The organism is Galbibacter pacificus (assembly GCF_029603165.1).
Classification (GTDB): Bacteria; Bacteroidota; Bacteroidia; order Flavobacteriales; family Flavobacteriaceae; genus Galbibacter; species Galbibacter pacificus.
On the sequence record NZ_JAQSVC010000007.1, the window covers coordinates 138774 to 152267 of the forward strand.

The 13494-nt window shown below is 39.4% G+C and carries 14 protein-coding genes and 1 tRNA gene; 12 read left to right on the top strand and 3 right to left on the bottom strand.

Features of this window, described 5'->3' with window-relative positions; all coding sequences use genetic code 11:
* Positions 1-181: 181 nt before the first annotated feature.
* The 9 genes from PSF86_RS16745 to PSF86_RS16785 all read left to right on the top strand — a co-directional run bounded on the left by PSF86_RS16745 (position 182) and on the right by PSF86_RS16785 (position 6136).
* Positions 182-382, top strand: a complete 201-nt coding sequence (locus PSF86_RS16745) for a hypothetical protein (RefSeq protein ID WP_277901242.1) — start codon at positions 182-184, stop codon at positions 380-382.
* A 58-nt stretch (positions 383-440) separates the two neighbouring features.
* Complete coding sequence (locus PSF86_RS16750) at positions 441-737, top strand: phage integrase N-terminal SAM-like domain-containing protein (protein WP_277901243.1); 297 nt, start codon at positions 441-443, stop codon at positions 735-737.
* 74 nt (positions 738-811) lie between these two features.
* On the top strand, positions 812-1219 hold the full coding sequence (locus tag PSF86_RS16755) for a tyrosine-type recombinase/integrase (RefSeq protein ID WP_277901244.1): 408 nt from the start codon (positions 812-814) through the stop codon (positions 1217-1219).
* A 233-nt stretch (positions 1220-1452) separates the two neighbouring features.
* The gene (locus PSF86_RS16760) at positions 1453-2361 is read left to right on the top strand and encodes a J domain-containing protein (RefSeq protein ID WP_277901245.1); all 909 of its coding nucleotides are present in this window, start codon (positions 1453-1455) and stop codon (positions 2359-2361) included.
* 10 nt (positions 2362-2371) lie between these two features.
* Positions 2372-2662 (top strand): chaperone modulator CbpM, encoded by a 291-nt coding sequence (locus tag PSF86_RS16765; RefSeq protein WP_277901246.1) that lies wholly within the window; start codon positions 2372-2374, stop codon positions 2660-2662.
* A 186-nt stretch (positions 2663-2848) separates the two neighbouring features.
* A complete protein-coding gene (locus tag PSF86_RS16770) occupies positions 2849-3649 on the top strand; it encodes a hypothetical protein (RefSeq protein WP_277901247.1) in 801 nt (266 codons plus the stop codon).
* 44 nt (positions 3650-3693) lie between these two features.
* Complete coding sequence (locus PSF86_RS16775) at positions 3694-4317, top strand: hypothetical protein (RefSeq protein WP_277901248.1); 624 nt, start codon at positions 3694-3696, stop codon at positions 4315-4317.
* 73 nt (positions 4318-4390) lie between these two features.
* The gene (locus PSF86_RS16780; RefSeq protein ID WP_277901249.1) at positions 4391-5434 is read left to right on the top strand and encodes a hypothetical protein; all 1044 of its coding nucleotides are present in this window, start codon (positions 4391-4393) and stop codon (positions 5432-5434) included.
* A 75-nt stretch (positions 5435-5509) separates the two neighbouring features.
* The gene (locus PSF86_RS16785) at positions 5510-6136 is read left to right on the top strand and encodes a hypothetical protein (RefSeq protein WP_277901250.1); all 627 of its coding nucleotides are present in this window, start codon (positions 5510-5512) and stop codon (positions 6134-6136) included.
* A gap of 50 nt (positions 6137-6186) precedes the next feature.
* Here PSF86_RS16785 and PSF86_RS16790 read toward each other — a convergent pair whose 3' ends face one another.
* Both PSF86_RS16790 and glpK read right to left on the bottom strand, forming a co-directional pair.
* Entirely contained in the window at positions 6187-6918 is a 732-nt protein-coding gene (locus PSF86_RS16790) for an MIP/aquaporin family protein (RefSeq protein WP_277901251.1), read from the bottom strand.
* A gap of 5 nt (positions 6919-6923) precedes the next feature.
* Entirely contained in the window at positions 6924-8417 is a 1494-nt protein-coding gene (gene glpK / locus PSF86_RS16795) for a glycerol kinase GlpK (RefSeq protein WP_277901252.1), read from the bottom strand.
* 320 nt (positions 8418-8737) lie between these two features.
* Between glpK and PSF86_RS16800 the strand changes: the two genes are divergently transcribed.
* From PSF86_RS16800 to PSF86_RS16810, 3 genes are read left to right on the top strand one after another with little or no spacing between them, the layout of a single operon-like run.
* Complete coding sequence (locus PSF86_RS16800; RefSeq protein ID WP_277901253.1) at positions 8738-9799, top strand: HAD family hydrolase; 1062 nt, start codon at positions 8738-8740, stop codon at positions 9797-9799.
* A gap of 29 nt (positions 9800-9828) precedes the next feature.
* Complete coding sequence (locus PSF86_RS16805) at positions 9829-10665, top strand: hypothetical protein (protein WP_277901254.1); 837 nt, start codon at positions 9829-9831, stop codon at positions 10663-10665.
* A 49-nt stretch (positions 10666-10714) separates the two neighbouring features.
* Positions 10715-13168, top strand: a complete 2454-nt coding sequence (locus PSF86_RS16810) for an arylsulfatase (protein WP_277901255.1) — start codon at positions 10715-10717, stop codon at positions 13166-13168.
* Between the two features lie 122 nt (positions 13169-13290).
* Here the strand turns inward: PSF86_RS16810 and PSF86_RS16815 are convergent.
* A tRNA-Phe gene (locus PSF86_RS16815) sits at positions 13291-13366 on the bottom strand.
* Positions 13367-13494: the final 128 nt, after the last annotated feature.

Genomic DNA, 13494 nt, shown 5'->3' on the forward strand with positions numbered 1-13494 from the left:
CTAAGGCGAAACAACAAGAAGCCCACAGAATCACACAAATATAGATAATATCCGTTTTTAATACAACACTTTTTTAATGGATATAAATAATCATGTTATCAGAAGGTTATAGCGTATTTTTAATTTTTATCATTCATTATTTTATATATTATATTCGTATATTTACTAAATAAAAAATATAATGGAGACTCGTCTATATCCATACCAATTTGGATATCATAGGGAAAAACCGGTTATTTTTGTCAAGTTCCCGTTTGACCTTAAGCTTAAAGATGCCTTGAGAAAACAATTCCCTTCGGCCAAGTGGAGCAATACCAATAAGGCTTGGTACTTGCCCGATTTACCGGCGGTAAGGACTGTTTTGGGGCCTTCCGAAAAATAACATAGGGCAAAAAAAGGAGTTGCAGATCCATCCTATTAACCGGGAGGCCTATGCAAAAATGAGAAACCAGTTGGAGCTCAAGGCATATAGCGCCAATACCATCCGGATGTATTTGAGCGAATTTGCACATCTGTTAAAACTCTTGAATGATTATCCGGTAAAAAGGCTTACTTCCCAATGTTTAAAAGATTATTTTCTGTATTGTTTAAAACAGGAAAAAATGTGCGAACGAAAAATGAACGGTAAAATAAATGCCATTAAATTTTACTTTGAACAAGTATTGCACCAGCCCAAAATGTTTTTTGACATTCCGCGCCCCAAAAAACCGTTAACATTACCCCAAAACACTAAATAAAAGTGAGATAAAACTCCTTTTTAAATAGGTGAAAAACCCCAAAACCTCTACTCATTCTAAAACTTTGTTACGGTATGGGGCTCCGGGTAAGCGAAGTTGTCCATTTAAAATTGGAAGACATAGATATTCGCGATCGTTATGTGCTTATAGCTTCTGCCAAAGTGAAGAAAGATCGCTACGTTCCGTTATCCGAGTCGGTTTTAGGGCTGTTCAATCAATACCGGAAAATATATAAGCCTGAAAAGTTTTTGTTTGAAGGCCAATATGGTGGGGCATACTCGAAAAGTAGTTTGCAGCATGTTTTTAGAAAAGCAGTGAAAGCTGCCGGCATTAGAAAAAAAATAGGCATACATGGGCTACGCCATAGCTATGCTTCCCATTTATTGAAAAGCGGTGCAGATATCCGGTTTATCCAGGAATTACTGGGGCATAATTTTGTCAGACCACTCAAATTTATACACATGTGGCACATAGTTCGCTAAAATCGGCGCAAAACCCCCTCGATTTTCTGTAGAATAAAAGGTAACGGATTTACTGCATGCTACAGATAAAAGGTAGCCAAAATTAAATGTTTTAAAAAAATTTTAGGCGAAAAGTAGTTTTATTTTTGGTTGGGTTCTTTAAATATAAACCGATTCATGTTTAATATAAAATACGTATTTTTAATAAGTGGAATTTGTAAAATTCGGTTGAAAAATATAGCTAAACGTTAAATATGGAATTTATTGATTACTACAAAGTACTCGACCTCGATAAAAGCGCTTCTACAGCCGATATAAAAAAAGCCTATAGAAAGTTAGCCAGAAAATACCACCCGGACTTAAACCCGAACAACAAAGAGGCCGAAATAAAATTTAAACAGCTTAATGAAGCCAATGAAGTATTGAGCGATCCCGAAAAACGAAAAAAATACGATCAATATGGAAAGGATTGGCAACATGCCGAAGAATTTGAAAAAGCCAAGCAACAACAACAATATAGCGGACGCCAACAATATTCCTCGGGCGATCCATTTACGTATTCAGGAGGCGCATCAGAAGAAGACTTTTCAGATTTTTTCGAATCGATGTTCGGGAGCAGGGGTTTTGGCAGGCAACAGCGGCAAACCAAGTTCCGCGGACAGGATTTTAACGCCGAGCTTCAATTGGACCTCCGCAGTGCATACACCACACATAAGCAAACACTTACCGTAAACGGAAAAAATATCAGGATTACCATTCCGGCAGGTATAGAAAACGGCCAGACCATAAAAATTAAAGGACATGGCGCACCGGGCGTAAACGGTGGCCCACATGGCGACCTCTACATAACTTTTTCTATAGCAAACAATACAGCCTTTAAACGGGAAGGCGCCAATTTGTACAAAACCGAAACCATAAACTTAACAACCGCCGTACTTGGCGGAGAGATTACCACCGAAACCTTTGATGGCAAGGTAAAGTTAAAAGTGGCCCCAGGAACCCAAAACGGCCAGCAGGTAAAATTAAAGGGAAAAGGATTTCCAGTTTATAAAAAGGAAGGCGCTTATGGCAATTTGTACATTTCTTATCAAATACAAATGCCAACCAAGCTTACCGATGAACAAAAAGAACTGTTTGAAAAATTAAAAAAAACAAATCTTTAAAATCATAACGATGGCATCAAAATATATCATATCAATATCCGAGTTTTGTAACAATTATGGTGTAGACGAAGTTTTTGTAATGCATTTTACCGAAGCAAAGTTAATTCATCTAAAAAAAGAAGGAGAAAAACAGTTTATACAAGAAGACGAATTGCCAAAATTGGAAAAAATGGTAAGGTTGTATCATGATTTGGGGATAAATCTGGAAGGTTTGGAAACCATAGCTCACCTTTTGGACCGAATTGATGAAATGAACAAGGAGCTACAATCCCTTAAAAATAGGTTACGGCTATATGAATAGTAATCTGCCAAAAACCATCACTTTTATTTCCCCATTTAAAAAACAACCATAACCTAAATATTGTATATTTGTTTTAACAAGAACATTTATTCTTCCCCTTTCCTATAAAAAACGGCAGGTTTGCCCATACAGGCAACTGTACGTGCTTAATGAAATTTATAGATAACCAATCAATTTAGTTTTACTATGAAAAAATTAAATCTATCACTATTGGCGGTATTATTTTTTTCCATGGGAATGGGTTTTGCACAAGACGCAGACAAACAGGCAAGTGCCGCACAGGCCAACAACCCCTTGGCAAATATGACGGCACTTAACTTTCAAAATTATTATGTCCCAAAATTATCCAATGCCCCAGACGAGGCTTATATGAATACAAGTTGGGTTAGGTTTGCCAAACCCTTTGCAGGAGGTAAATTTTTGTTGCGGGTATCTTCGGCATTAAGTACCATTGCAATGCCAAATATGGCCACGGGAGTTGTTAATTCAACTAGTGGTCTGGGAGACACCAATGCATTTGTTTCATATAGTTTTGTGTCCAATGCAACAACTACGGTCGGGGCTGGGCCTATGGTAACGGCACCCACCGCCACCGATGAAGTACTGGGCACCGGGAAATGGCAAGGTGGTTTTGCCATCGTGGCCTTTATTGCAAAATCTCCTGTTTTTCAATTTGGAGGGCTCGTAACATGGCAGGCTTCTTTTGCCGGACAAAGCGATAGGCAAGATACCAATGGCGCGGCAATTCAACCTTTTTATTTCTGGCAACTTGGTAAAGGCACTTATTTAAGGGGTGCACCCATATGGTATTTCGATTTTAAAAGTAATGCTTATAGCGTGCCAATGGGCTTAGGTATCGGGAAAGTGGTTAATGTTGGTAAAACAATGGTAAACTGCTTTGTTGAACCGCAATATTCTATGCTTACAAGTGGTACACAGCCACAGTTTCAGTTATTTGCTGGTATAAATTTACAGTTTATGGAGTAAATGAAGGACTTGAAGGATTACATTACAAGTTAAACAAGCTTTTCATGAAAATATTTAACAGGTCTACAAATGCAGTTATTATAGGCGGGGTGTTTTTTTTAACGCCATTGCTTATTTTAATAATATTAATTAGTCATGCCCTTAAACTGTTATTTCCCATTGGGAGAAAATTGGTAGACCTGCTTTCCATACATTCGCTGTTTGGCGCGGCAACTGTAACTATAATTACCGTTTTTATTTTGCTGTTAATATGCTACATAAGCGGGTTTTTGGTACAAAAAGGCTTGGTGAACGATTGGGGGCAGAAAATGGAAGATAGACTGTTTTTACTTTTCCCCAGCATGCAAATGTTAAAATACCGTTTGTTGGGCGATAAGCCAAAGGCAAAGCATAAAAGAAGCGAAAACTGGAAAGCAATATTGCTACAAGAAGAATTGTATTACCGCGTTGCGTTTATTACAGAAACCAAAGATAATTATTACAGCATATTTATTCCCGATGCCCCAAAATTGGATGCCGGGGAAGTAAGGTTTTTTTTAATTAAAAATTGCAGGTATATCCCTATTTCCATGAAGGAAGCCATGAAAGCACTCAACAGTTTTGGTAGAGATGCCAACTTTGGTGGGGAACTATTGGAAAAGCCTGATAAAACAATCGAAAAAACCTAGTTAGATAGTATAACCTTAGTTTAAAACAGTATTAGCGATATACAAAAAATACCATATATTGAAAATAAACCGAATGAAAGTCCCAAAATCAACAAAAACTTTAAACAACATACTAATTATATGTAGCCTTTTTCTGTCACACGGTCTTTTGGCTCAGGATGTAGCCATTAAAAAGAAGGACCAAGCACATATAGACAGTTTAAAAAGCACGCCATACCCTTATTTTTTGCCTATTTATGGAGACCGCGTTCAAAAATTGGGGCACGATTTGCCATTGCCTTTTGGTATTATGGTAAATTATGTGGGTCAGGAAACAAGGTTGGACATCACTAATATGCAACTTAGCTTTGACGGTAGCGAGTTTGTTCCCATGGAGTTCATTCAGTTTGATACGGTAAAAAACACGGCGCATGTGGTAAACGTTAGGGCAGATGCGTGGATATTTCCATTTTGGAATGTATATGCACTTTATGCGCGGACCCAAAGCAGTAATAATATTGAACTGATATCTCCTTTTGAATTTGAAATCCCTACAGAACCAACGGCAGATACTTATGGAATGGGAACCGTATTGGCCTACGGATCTGGAAATTATTTTGCTGTGGCAAACTTCAATGCAGCTTGGTCGCATATAAGTTCGTTAAACGAGCCCGTTTTTGGTACTGTAACCTCATTCAGGGTTGGGCGCAGTTTTGGCTTCAGGAAGCGTTATCACAATATCAATTTAAGCATTGGGTTACAGCATCAATATTTGGCAAGGAATTCAACGGGTTCATTACCCTTAAAAGATGTTTTTTCGAGGTTCGACCAAGCAAAACTTCAGGAAATCAAAGACGAAATAGGCGATGCTGCTCATAATTGGTACGACGACTTACGGCCTTCGCAAAAAATTATAGTTGATAAATTGGTGACCGAAATAGATAATTGGCTGGCAGGAAGGACGCCAGGCGATGCCAAATTGGGCTATCGTTTTGACAAAGAACCACTGGGAAGTGTTTCCCTTCAATTGGGGGTGCAGTACAATCATGGTAAAAGTTGGTGGTACCGAATGGAAACCGGTATAGGACGCGGGCGGGTCCAAATCTTGCTATCGGCTAATTACCGATTCGGACTTTAAGGGAATAATTAAGAATTGAAATACAGATAAAAATGAATATTAAATCAAGACGCTATGAAAAAAATATGTTTTATTATGATGTTTCTGTTAGGTATAGGAGCCGTCTTTGCACAAGATTTTAATGTGACAGTTTACGGAAGTTATGTTTTCGATGATAGCTTCGACTCGTATTACGATTACAATGCATATTACAACGGAAAAATTAAAGGAGGCTTGCAATGGGGGATAGGTGGTGAATACAAACCAAGCCCTTATATGGGGGTAGAGTTAACATATTTCCGCCAAGATACCGATTCGCCTACCACCTACCAAACGCTTTATTCCAATGGGGTGCAAAGAACTAACTTCGATTTGGGCATTAATTATTTAATGTTGGGCGGGAATAGATATTTTAGCAGTCCTAATGCGCCTTTTCAGGGTTTTGGAGGGTTAATGGCTGGAGTTATGTTTGCCAACTTGCATAATCCGGACCTCGATAGGGACTCTGATGTTACTAAATTTAGCTGGGGCGCAAAACTCGGAGGTATTTATTGGATGAGCGATTATGTGGGGATAAAGCTCCAAGCACAATTATTATCGGCTGTACAAGCTGCCGGGGGCGGGTTTTATTTTAGTGCATATGGTCCGCAAACGGGCGTGACTACCTATTCGACCATTTACCAATTTAGTTTGGGCGGCGGACTCGTTTTTAGTTTGAATTAAAATTGAAATTAATATAACTGAAAAAGCTACTTTGTGCAGCTTTTTTCATTTTATTTCAGAAGTAAAAAAAGAATTGCTGCTAAAACAGCTCCTGTAATTGGGCCCACAATGGGAATCCATGCATAATGCCAATTGCTTGATCCTTTTCGGTCAACGGGAATAATAAAATGGACAATTCGTGGCCCTAAATCACGAGCCGGATTTATGGCATAACCTGTTGTGCCGCCAAGCGATAAGCCAATAACCCATACCAAAAAAGCAACGGGAACGGCACCTAAAGAACCCATGCCGATTGGAGTTTGGGCATGATCCCCCATAGTGGGGTCGGTGAAATAGAAAATAGCAAAAATCAACACAAAAGTTCCAATAACTTCACTTAACATATTAGAAAATGTATTTTGGATGGCCGGGGAAGTACAAAAAGTTGCAAGCTTGGTTGCCGGGTCTTCGGTTTCGTCATAATGGTTTTTATACATAAGCCATACGGTAAAACTTCCCAGTATGGCGCCAATAAGCTGGGCTGTAATATAAACGGGAACCAGGGCCCAAGAAAACTTTCCGGCAACGGCTAGCCCAATTGTTACGGCTGGGTTTAAGTGTGCGCCGCTGTATGGGGACGCAATGACAACGCCTATAAAAACGGCCAAGGCCCAACCCGTGGTAATAACGATCCATCCGGATCCATGGCCTTTTGTTTTGTTTAAAATAACATTGGCTACCACTCCATTTCCTAGGAGGATAAGCATAAAAGTTCCTATAATTTCTGCTGTAAATACCGACATATTTATTAAGATTGTTTAGACCAAGCATTCGTGGCACGAATTGCCTTTTGCCATTCTATGAGTTGCTCTTCAATTTTTTTATTTAACTGCGGAAGGTATTGTTTGTCTACGGTCCACTTTTGTTTAATTTCTTCCATGTTCTTCCAATAGCCAACCCCTAGGCCGGCCAAGTATGCGGCCCCAAGTGCAGTTACTTCGGTGGTGCCGGGTTTTACTATTTTGGTATTTAATATATCCGATTGGAATTGCATTAAAAAATTATTGGTCGTAGCACCACCATCTACCCGAAGTTCTCTAATGGAAATTTCTGCATCGGCTTCCATGGCCTTGAGCACGTCGTATGTTTGAAAAGCTATACTTTCCAGAGAAGCCCTCACGATGTGGTTTAGATTTGTGCCCCGGGTAATGCCTACCATTGTTCCCCTTGCATGCTGGTTCCAATAAGGTGCTCCCAAACCGGTAAATGCAGGAACAAAATAAACGCCATCTGTGCTATCGACACTCGTTGCCATTTTTTCTGATTGTGAAGCCGATTTAAGAATACCCAGTCCGTCACGGAGCCATTGCACAACAGCTCCCGCAATAAAAATACTTCCTTCAAGTGCATAATTAATTTGGCCCTCAATTTTCCAGGCAATGGTAGTAACGAGCCTGTTTTTGGATACAATGGGCTTTTCGCCAATGTTCATCAGCATAAAACATCCGGTGCCATAGGTGTTTTTTACCATACCGGATTTGGTGCACATTTGTCCAAACAAAGCTGCATGTTGGTCGCCGGCAATGCCACTAATGAGGATTTTCTTTGCAAATAAGGCCCCCGATGTTTCTGTAATGTTTCCACTGGAATCGCATACTTCGGGCAACATAGATTTTGGAATATCAAAGAGTTCCAATAATTCGTCGTCCCAATTCAACGTATGGATGTTGTATAAAAGCGTTCTGGAAGCGTTGGTAACGTCGGTAATATGTTTTTCGCCATTGGTAAGGTTCCAAACCAACCAAGAGTCTACAGTGCCAAAAATAAGGTCGTTTTTATTTGCCATCGCTCTGGCTCCTTCAACATGGTCTAATATCCATTTTACCTTCGTGGCCACAAAATAGGCATCTATAACCAGACCTGTTTTTTTTCTTATGATATCTTCCCAACCTTCTTCTATAAGTTGATCACAATAACCGGAAGTTCTTCTGTCCTGCCAAACAATGGCATTGTAAATAGGTTCGCCCGTTTTTTTGTTCCAGACAATAGTGGTTTCACGTTGGTTGGTAATTCCAATTGCCGCAATTTCATTGCTAGTAATTTTAGCTTTAGACACAGCTTCGGCGGCAACAGCAATTTGAGAGGACCAAATTTCATCCGGATGGTGCTCTACCCAACCCGGTTTTGGGAAGATTTGGGTGAATTCTTTTTGTGCAGTTGCTTTTGAGTTTCCTTTTTCATCAAAAACAATGGCACGGGAGCTAGTGGTCCCTTGGTCGAACGCTAAAATATATTGTGACATTGGCGGTGTTTTAATTTAAGTTTTGGCATTAGCGCTTGTCAATTTCGTAAAAAAATATTATTTAAATAACGATTCGAAAAAAATATGTTTACAAATTCAACGACTTTGTGTTGGGATTACAATTTTAATAGTATCTTTAATAAGTGTAAACAAGTAAATTACAAACAAATAGATGCTTTAACTTTTATTTTTTTGTAAATGATAAATTTCCCCCTCCTGCGAGATTCCCCTCAAGCTTCAATAAAAAGCAATGCTTCATTATGTAAATTTTAATGAAAGTATTGAAAGATTGTAAAATATATTTTTCAAATAAAAGAGCTATGAAAATTGAAATTAAACCACTAAAAGTTTACTTGTTGGGGCTTATGGTAGTGCTTGGCACTCTATTGTCATGTCAAACCAAAACAGAAACTAAAACAGACACAGAAACAATACCTGTTTCTAAACCTATTGCGGCGGCCGATCCCTTGCCGTCCTGGAATAACGGGAAAACAAAAAAAGCCATTATGGATTATGTAGAAGAAGTAACCAATGAGAATAGCGAACGTTTTATTCCGAAGGTAGACCGAATTGCCACTTTTGATAACGATGGCACTTTATGGTCGGAAAAACCCATTTATTTTCAATTCTTTTTTGCCATCGATAGGGTTAAGGCCATGGCAGCCGACCATCCGGAGTGGAAAAACAAGCAACCTTTTAAAGCAGTTTTAGAAAATGATATGCCAACATTGATGAAACAAGGAGAAAAAGGACTTCTTGAAATAATTATGGCAACACATGCAGGGGTGTCTACCGATGAGTTCGAGGCAATAGTGAAAGACTGGATTGCTACGGCGCAACATCCTGAAAAAAAGAAACCTTATACCGATCTGGTATACCAACCAATGCTGGAACTTTTAAACTATTTAAGGATGAACGATTTTAAAACCTTTATAGTTTCTGGCGGCGGAATTGAATTTATGCGCCCATGGGCAGAAGAAGTTTATGGGATACCAAAAAATCAAGTTATAGGAAGCAGTATCCAGACCCAATACTTCTATAATGATGGCAAACCGATAATAAAAAGATTGGCAAAAATAGACTTAATAGACGATAAAGAAGGAAAGCCTGTAGGGATAAACAGATACATAGGCCGTAAACCAGTGTTTGCAGGTGGAAACTCCGATGGCGATCTGCAAATGTTAAGATGGACTGATGCTAATGAATACAAAAGCTTCAAATTATATGTGCATCATACCGATTCCATAAGAGAATGGTCTTACGATAGAAAATCGCCCGTTGGAACATTCGATAAGGCACTTGACGAAGCTAACGAAAAAGGGTGGACCATAGCCAGTATGAAAGACGACTGGAAAGTTATATATCCTTATGAGGTTAAATAACCCAAACCATATATTAACATCTTCGGCCAATGTACATAGCTATTAAAACATACATTACTTGCATCTTGCTAATTATGGTATCACCGTTCATGTTTTCGCAGGAAGACAATAATGAACAAGAAGTCACAGGGAATCAAGATGGTAAAACTTCTGTAGAACTATCACAACAGGTAATTAACCCGACCACTTTGGCATGGCAACTTCAGTTGGAAGAGTTTGTGATTTTTGACACCGAAAATACCGATGGGATAGCACAAAACTTTAGGTTAAGGGGAATAATCCCATTAGAAAAAGGAGCTCTTATTCCACTGCCCCAGCTTATTAGGGTTATTGCTTTTTTGAATACCGCTCCCAATGGAGTTACTGGTTTAGGCGATATTACTTTAAACCAATTCTTTATTATTATGAAAGAGCAATGGGGGCAATTTGGTGCGGGGTGGAATTTAACTGTTCCAACTGCTACCGCACCCGAATTAGGCTCTCCTCAATTACAAATTGGCCCGGCATTTACTGTTACTTTTACCGATTTAGGGAACTGGCAAATGTATTGGATTTGGGAAAATTTCTTTTCCATAAGTAAAAACGATGAATTTGGTTCTAACAACTTTGCAGTTTTACAACCCAATATTTTCTATACGTGGCCCAATGGGGTATATGCAGGGATGGAGCCCGAATGGCAAATAGATTACCAAACCGGAAAGGTTGCCATTCCTATGAATTTTAGAATCGGGTACATCTGGTCTGGAAAATTAAAATACAACGCCTATATCGAACCTGAAATTATGGCTTACCGATCAGATGATTATGCAAGAAACCTTACCAATTGGGGCATGCGACTCGGTTTTAGATGGTATATCCCTATGTGAAAATTTATTGTAAACTTAAAAATGTATCCAACTATAAAATTATATAATTATGAAAAGAACACTAAAAATTGGTTTTGTTTCCTGTCTTGTGCTTTTATGTTTAGCTTTATGTACATATAGCTGCAAACAGTCTGATCCTGATGCTCAAGACATAGGACAATCATCATCTGCAACAGACGATGGTTTTAAAGGTAAAATAGAATTGGACATTCGGGATTCAAAATCCGATTGGGCTGCTTACACACCTAAATCTGCTCCTAAGGGAGCTCCCAATATTTTATTTGTATTGTACGACGATACCGGGCTGGGAGCTTGGTCGCCATATGGAGGGCGTATTAATATGCCAACACTGGATAGGTTAGCTGCAAATGGATTAACCTATACGCAATGGCATACCACAGCCTTGTGTTCGCCTACACGCTCTACTATTCTTACCGGTAGAAATCATCATTTAAACGGGATGGCATCTATTACCGAAACAGCCGATGGTTACCCGGGGTCCAATGGGCGTGTCCCGGATGATTGTGCTCCTTTTGCACAAATACTAAGAGACAATGGTTGGAGTACTTTTTGGATTGGTAAAAACCACAATGTTCCCGAGCAAGATATAGCTCCGGGAGGAAGTCGTTCAGAATGGCCTACACAAAACGGTTTTGATCGTTTTTATGGTTTTCTTGGAGGTGAAACCAACAACTGGTACCCCGACTTGGTTGAAGACAATCATTTTATAGATCAACCTTATTCACCAGAAGAAGGTTATCACTTGTCTAAAGACTTAGCCGATCAAGCTATTAAAATGTTACGTGACAAAAATGCTACCAATCCATCAAAACCGTTCTACATGTGGTTTAACCCAGGGGCAAATCATGCACCGCACCATTCTCCAGCTGCATATACTGCTAAATATAAAGGAAAGTTTGACGATGGTTATGATGCTTACCGCCATTGGGTGGTAAAGCGTATGAAAGAAAAAGGAATTATCCCTGAAGATACAGGCATGGCCGACTTTAACCCACTGCCGGAAGATGTAGCAAATCCAGGAGATTATGTGCGTCCATGGGATGAATTGAATGCAGATGAAAAGAAACTATTTTCAAAAATGGCCGAAGTATATGCCGGGTTCTCCGAATATACCGATGCACAAATAGGGCGAATTATTGATTATTTGGAAGAAACCGGGCAGTTAGAAAACACTATTGTGCTTTATGCTGCAGATAACGGTGCTTCGGGTGAAGGAAGCCCTAATGGATCGGTGAACGAAAACAAATTTTTTAACGGATATCCCGATGAGTTATCAGAAAACATGAAGTATTTAGATGTTCTGGGTAGTCCAGATACATATAACCATTTCCCAACAGGGTGGGCAGCTGCCTTTTCGGCACCTTTTAAAATGTTTAAACGTTATTCGCAATATGCTGGGGGAACCAACGATCCTTTGGTGATTTCTTGGCCAAAAGGGATTAAAGCAAAAGGAGAACTTCGTCATCAATACCATCACTCGGTAGATATTGTGCCTACTTTGTTAGAGGTATGCGGCATTGAGTTTCCAGAAGAATACAATGGTACAAAACAAACTCCATTATCTGGAATATCTATGGCATATACTTTTGATGCAGCACCTAACGACCCGACACATAAAGAAGTACAATATTATGCCATGCTAGGTACTCGCGGTATATGGAAAGATGGCTGGAAAGCTGCTGCGGTACATGCACCTATTAGTGGTAAAGGAAATTTTGACAAAGATCAATGGGAATTATATCATGTTGCCGAAGATAGATCGGAAACCAATGATTTGGCAGAAGAAAACCCTGAAAAATTACAAGAGTTAATCGACGAATGGTTTAAACAAGCAGAGATTAATAAGGTGCTGCCACTGGACGATCGTAGTGCTGCCGAATTATTAACTATTGAAAGACCTTCGCAAGAAGAAAAGAAAGACCGCTATGTATATTATCCTAATACGGCGCCTGTACCCGAAGGCGTTGCTGTAAATGTTAGAGGTAGAAGCTACAAAATATTGGCTAATGTAGAAATAACCGATCCCAATGTAGAAGGGGTGTTGTTTGCCCATGGTTCTCGTTTTGGTGGGCATTCCCTCTTTATAAAAGACAAAAAGCTGTACTACGTATATAATTTCTTAGGTATAAAACCCGAACAAGTATTTACCTCTAGCACGACACTGAAGCCGGGCAAATATACATTAGGGATGGAGTTCACTCATGAAAAAGCAGGAGAGAACGGAGAATCGCTAGGAAATACAAAGCTCTATATAAACGAAGATGTGGTAGCAGAAGGGGCTATGCGGACCCAGCCGGCTAAATTTACCTTATCGGGAGACGGGTTGTGCGTTGGTTACGATAGTGGAGATAATGTAAGTAACCTATACGAATCGCCAGGCGAATTTGAAGGAGGCACCATTCAAGGCGTGGGAGTTACGGTAGAAGGAACACCTTATGTGAATCTTGAAGCTGAAGCTAAGAGAATAATGATGGGGCAATAAAATTGCTAACCAACTTACATAAAGTAATAGGAGGCTAAAAAGATATTCTTAGCCTCCTATTTTTATTATTTTAATAAACCATACAAACCAAAAAACCCGAACAAATTTGTTCGGGTTTTTAGTGGTGGTGCCTCCAGGAATCGAACCAGGGACACAAGGATTTTCAGTCCTTTGCTCTACCAACTGAGCTAAGGCACCAGTTAATATCAAATCGCAACCTAAAACTTTTGTTTCTTTGCTTTACCTTCCAATAGCTGTCGGGATGGGCAGAAATGCCAGTTGCTTGATTGCGGGTGCAAATATAGATGCAAATTTAATATTTGCAA

Bases quoted from the DNA above. Each gene is read 5' to 3' on its own strand.
- PSF86_RS16760 (WP_277901245.1), top strand. From the start codon at position 1,453: ATGGAATTTATTGATTACTACAAAGTACTCGACCTCGATAAAAGCGCT.
- PSF86_RS16805 (WP_277901254.1), top strand. From the start codon at position 9,829: ATGTACATAGCTATTAAAACATACATTACTTGCATCTTGCTAATTATG.
- PSF86_RS16810 (WP_277901255.1), top strand. From the start codon at position 10,715: ATGAAAAGAACACTAAAAATTGGTTTTGTTTCCTGTCTTGTGCTTTTA.
- PSF86_RS16800 (WP_277901253.1), top strand. From the start codon at position 8,738: ATGAAAATTGAAATTAAACCACTAAAAGTTTACTTGTTGGGGCTTATG.
- PSF86_RS16755 (WP_277901244.1), top strand. From the start codon at position 812: ATGGGGCTCCGGGTAAGCGAAGTTGTCCATTTAAAATTGGAAGACATA.
- PSF86_RS16775 (WP_277901248.1), top strand. From the start codon at position 3,694: ATGAAAATATTTAACAGGTCTACAAATGCAGTTATTATAGGCGGGGTG.
- PSF86_RS16780 (WP_277901249.1), top strand. From the start codon at position 4,391: ATGAAAGTCCCAAAATCAACAAAAACTTTAAACAACATACTAATTATA.
- PSF86_RS16750 (WP_277901243.1), top strand. From the start codon at position 441: ATGAGAAACCAGTTGGAGCTCAAGGCATATAGCGCCAATACCATCCGG.
- PSF86_RS16745 (WP_277901242.1), top strand. From the start codon at position 182: ATGGAGACTCGTCTATATCCATACCAATTTGGATATCATAGGGAAAAA.
- PSF86_RS16765 (WP_277901246.1), top strand. From the start codon at position 2,372: ATGGCATCAAAATATATCATATCAATATCCGAGTTTTGTAACAATTAT.
- PSF86_RS16770 (WP_277901247.1), top strand. From the start codon at position 2,849: ATGAAAAAATTAAATCTATCACTATTGGCGGTATTATTTTTTTCCATG.
- PSF86_RS16785 (WP_277901250.1), top strand. From the start codon at position 5,510: ATGATGTTTCTGTTAGGTATAGGAGCCGTCTTTGCACAAGATTTTAAT.
- glpK (WP_277901252.1), bottom strand. From the start codon at position 8,417: ATGTCACAATATATTTTAGCGTTCGACCAAGGGACCACTAGCTCCCGT.
- PSF86_RS16790 (WP_277901251.1), bottom strand. From the start codon at position 6,918: ATGTCGGTATTTACAGCAGAAATTATAGGAACTTTTATGCTTATCCTC.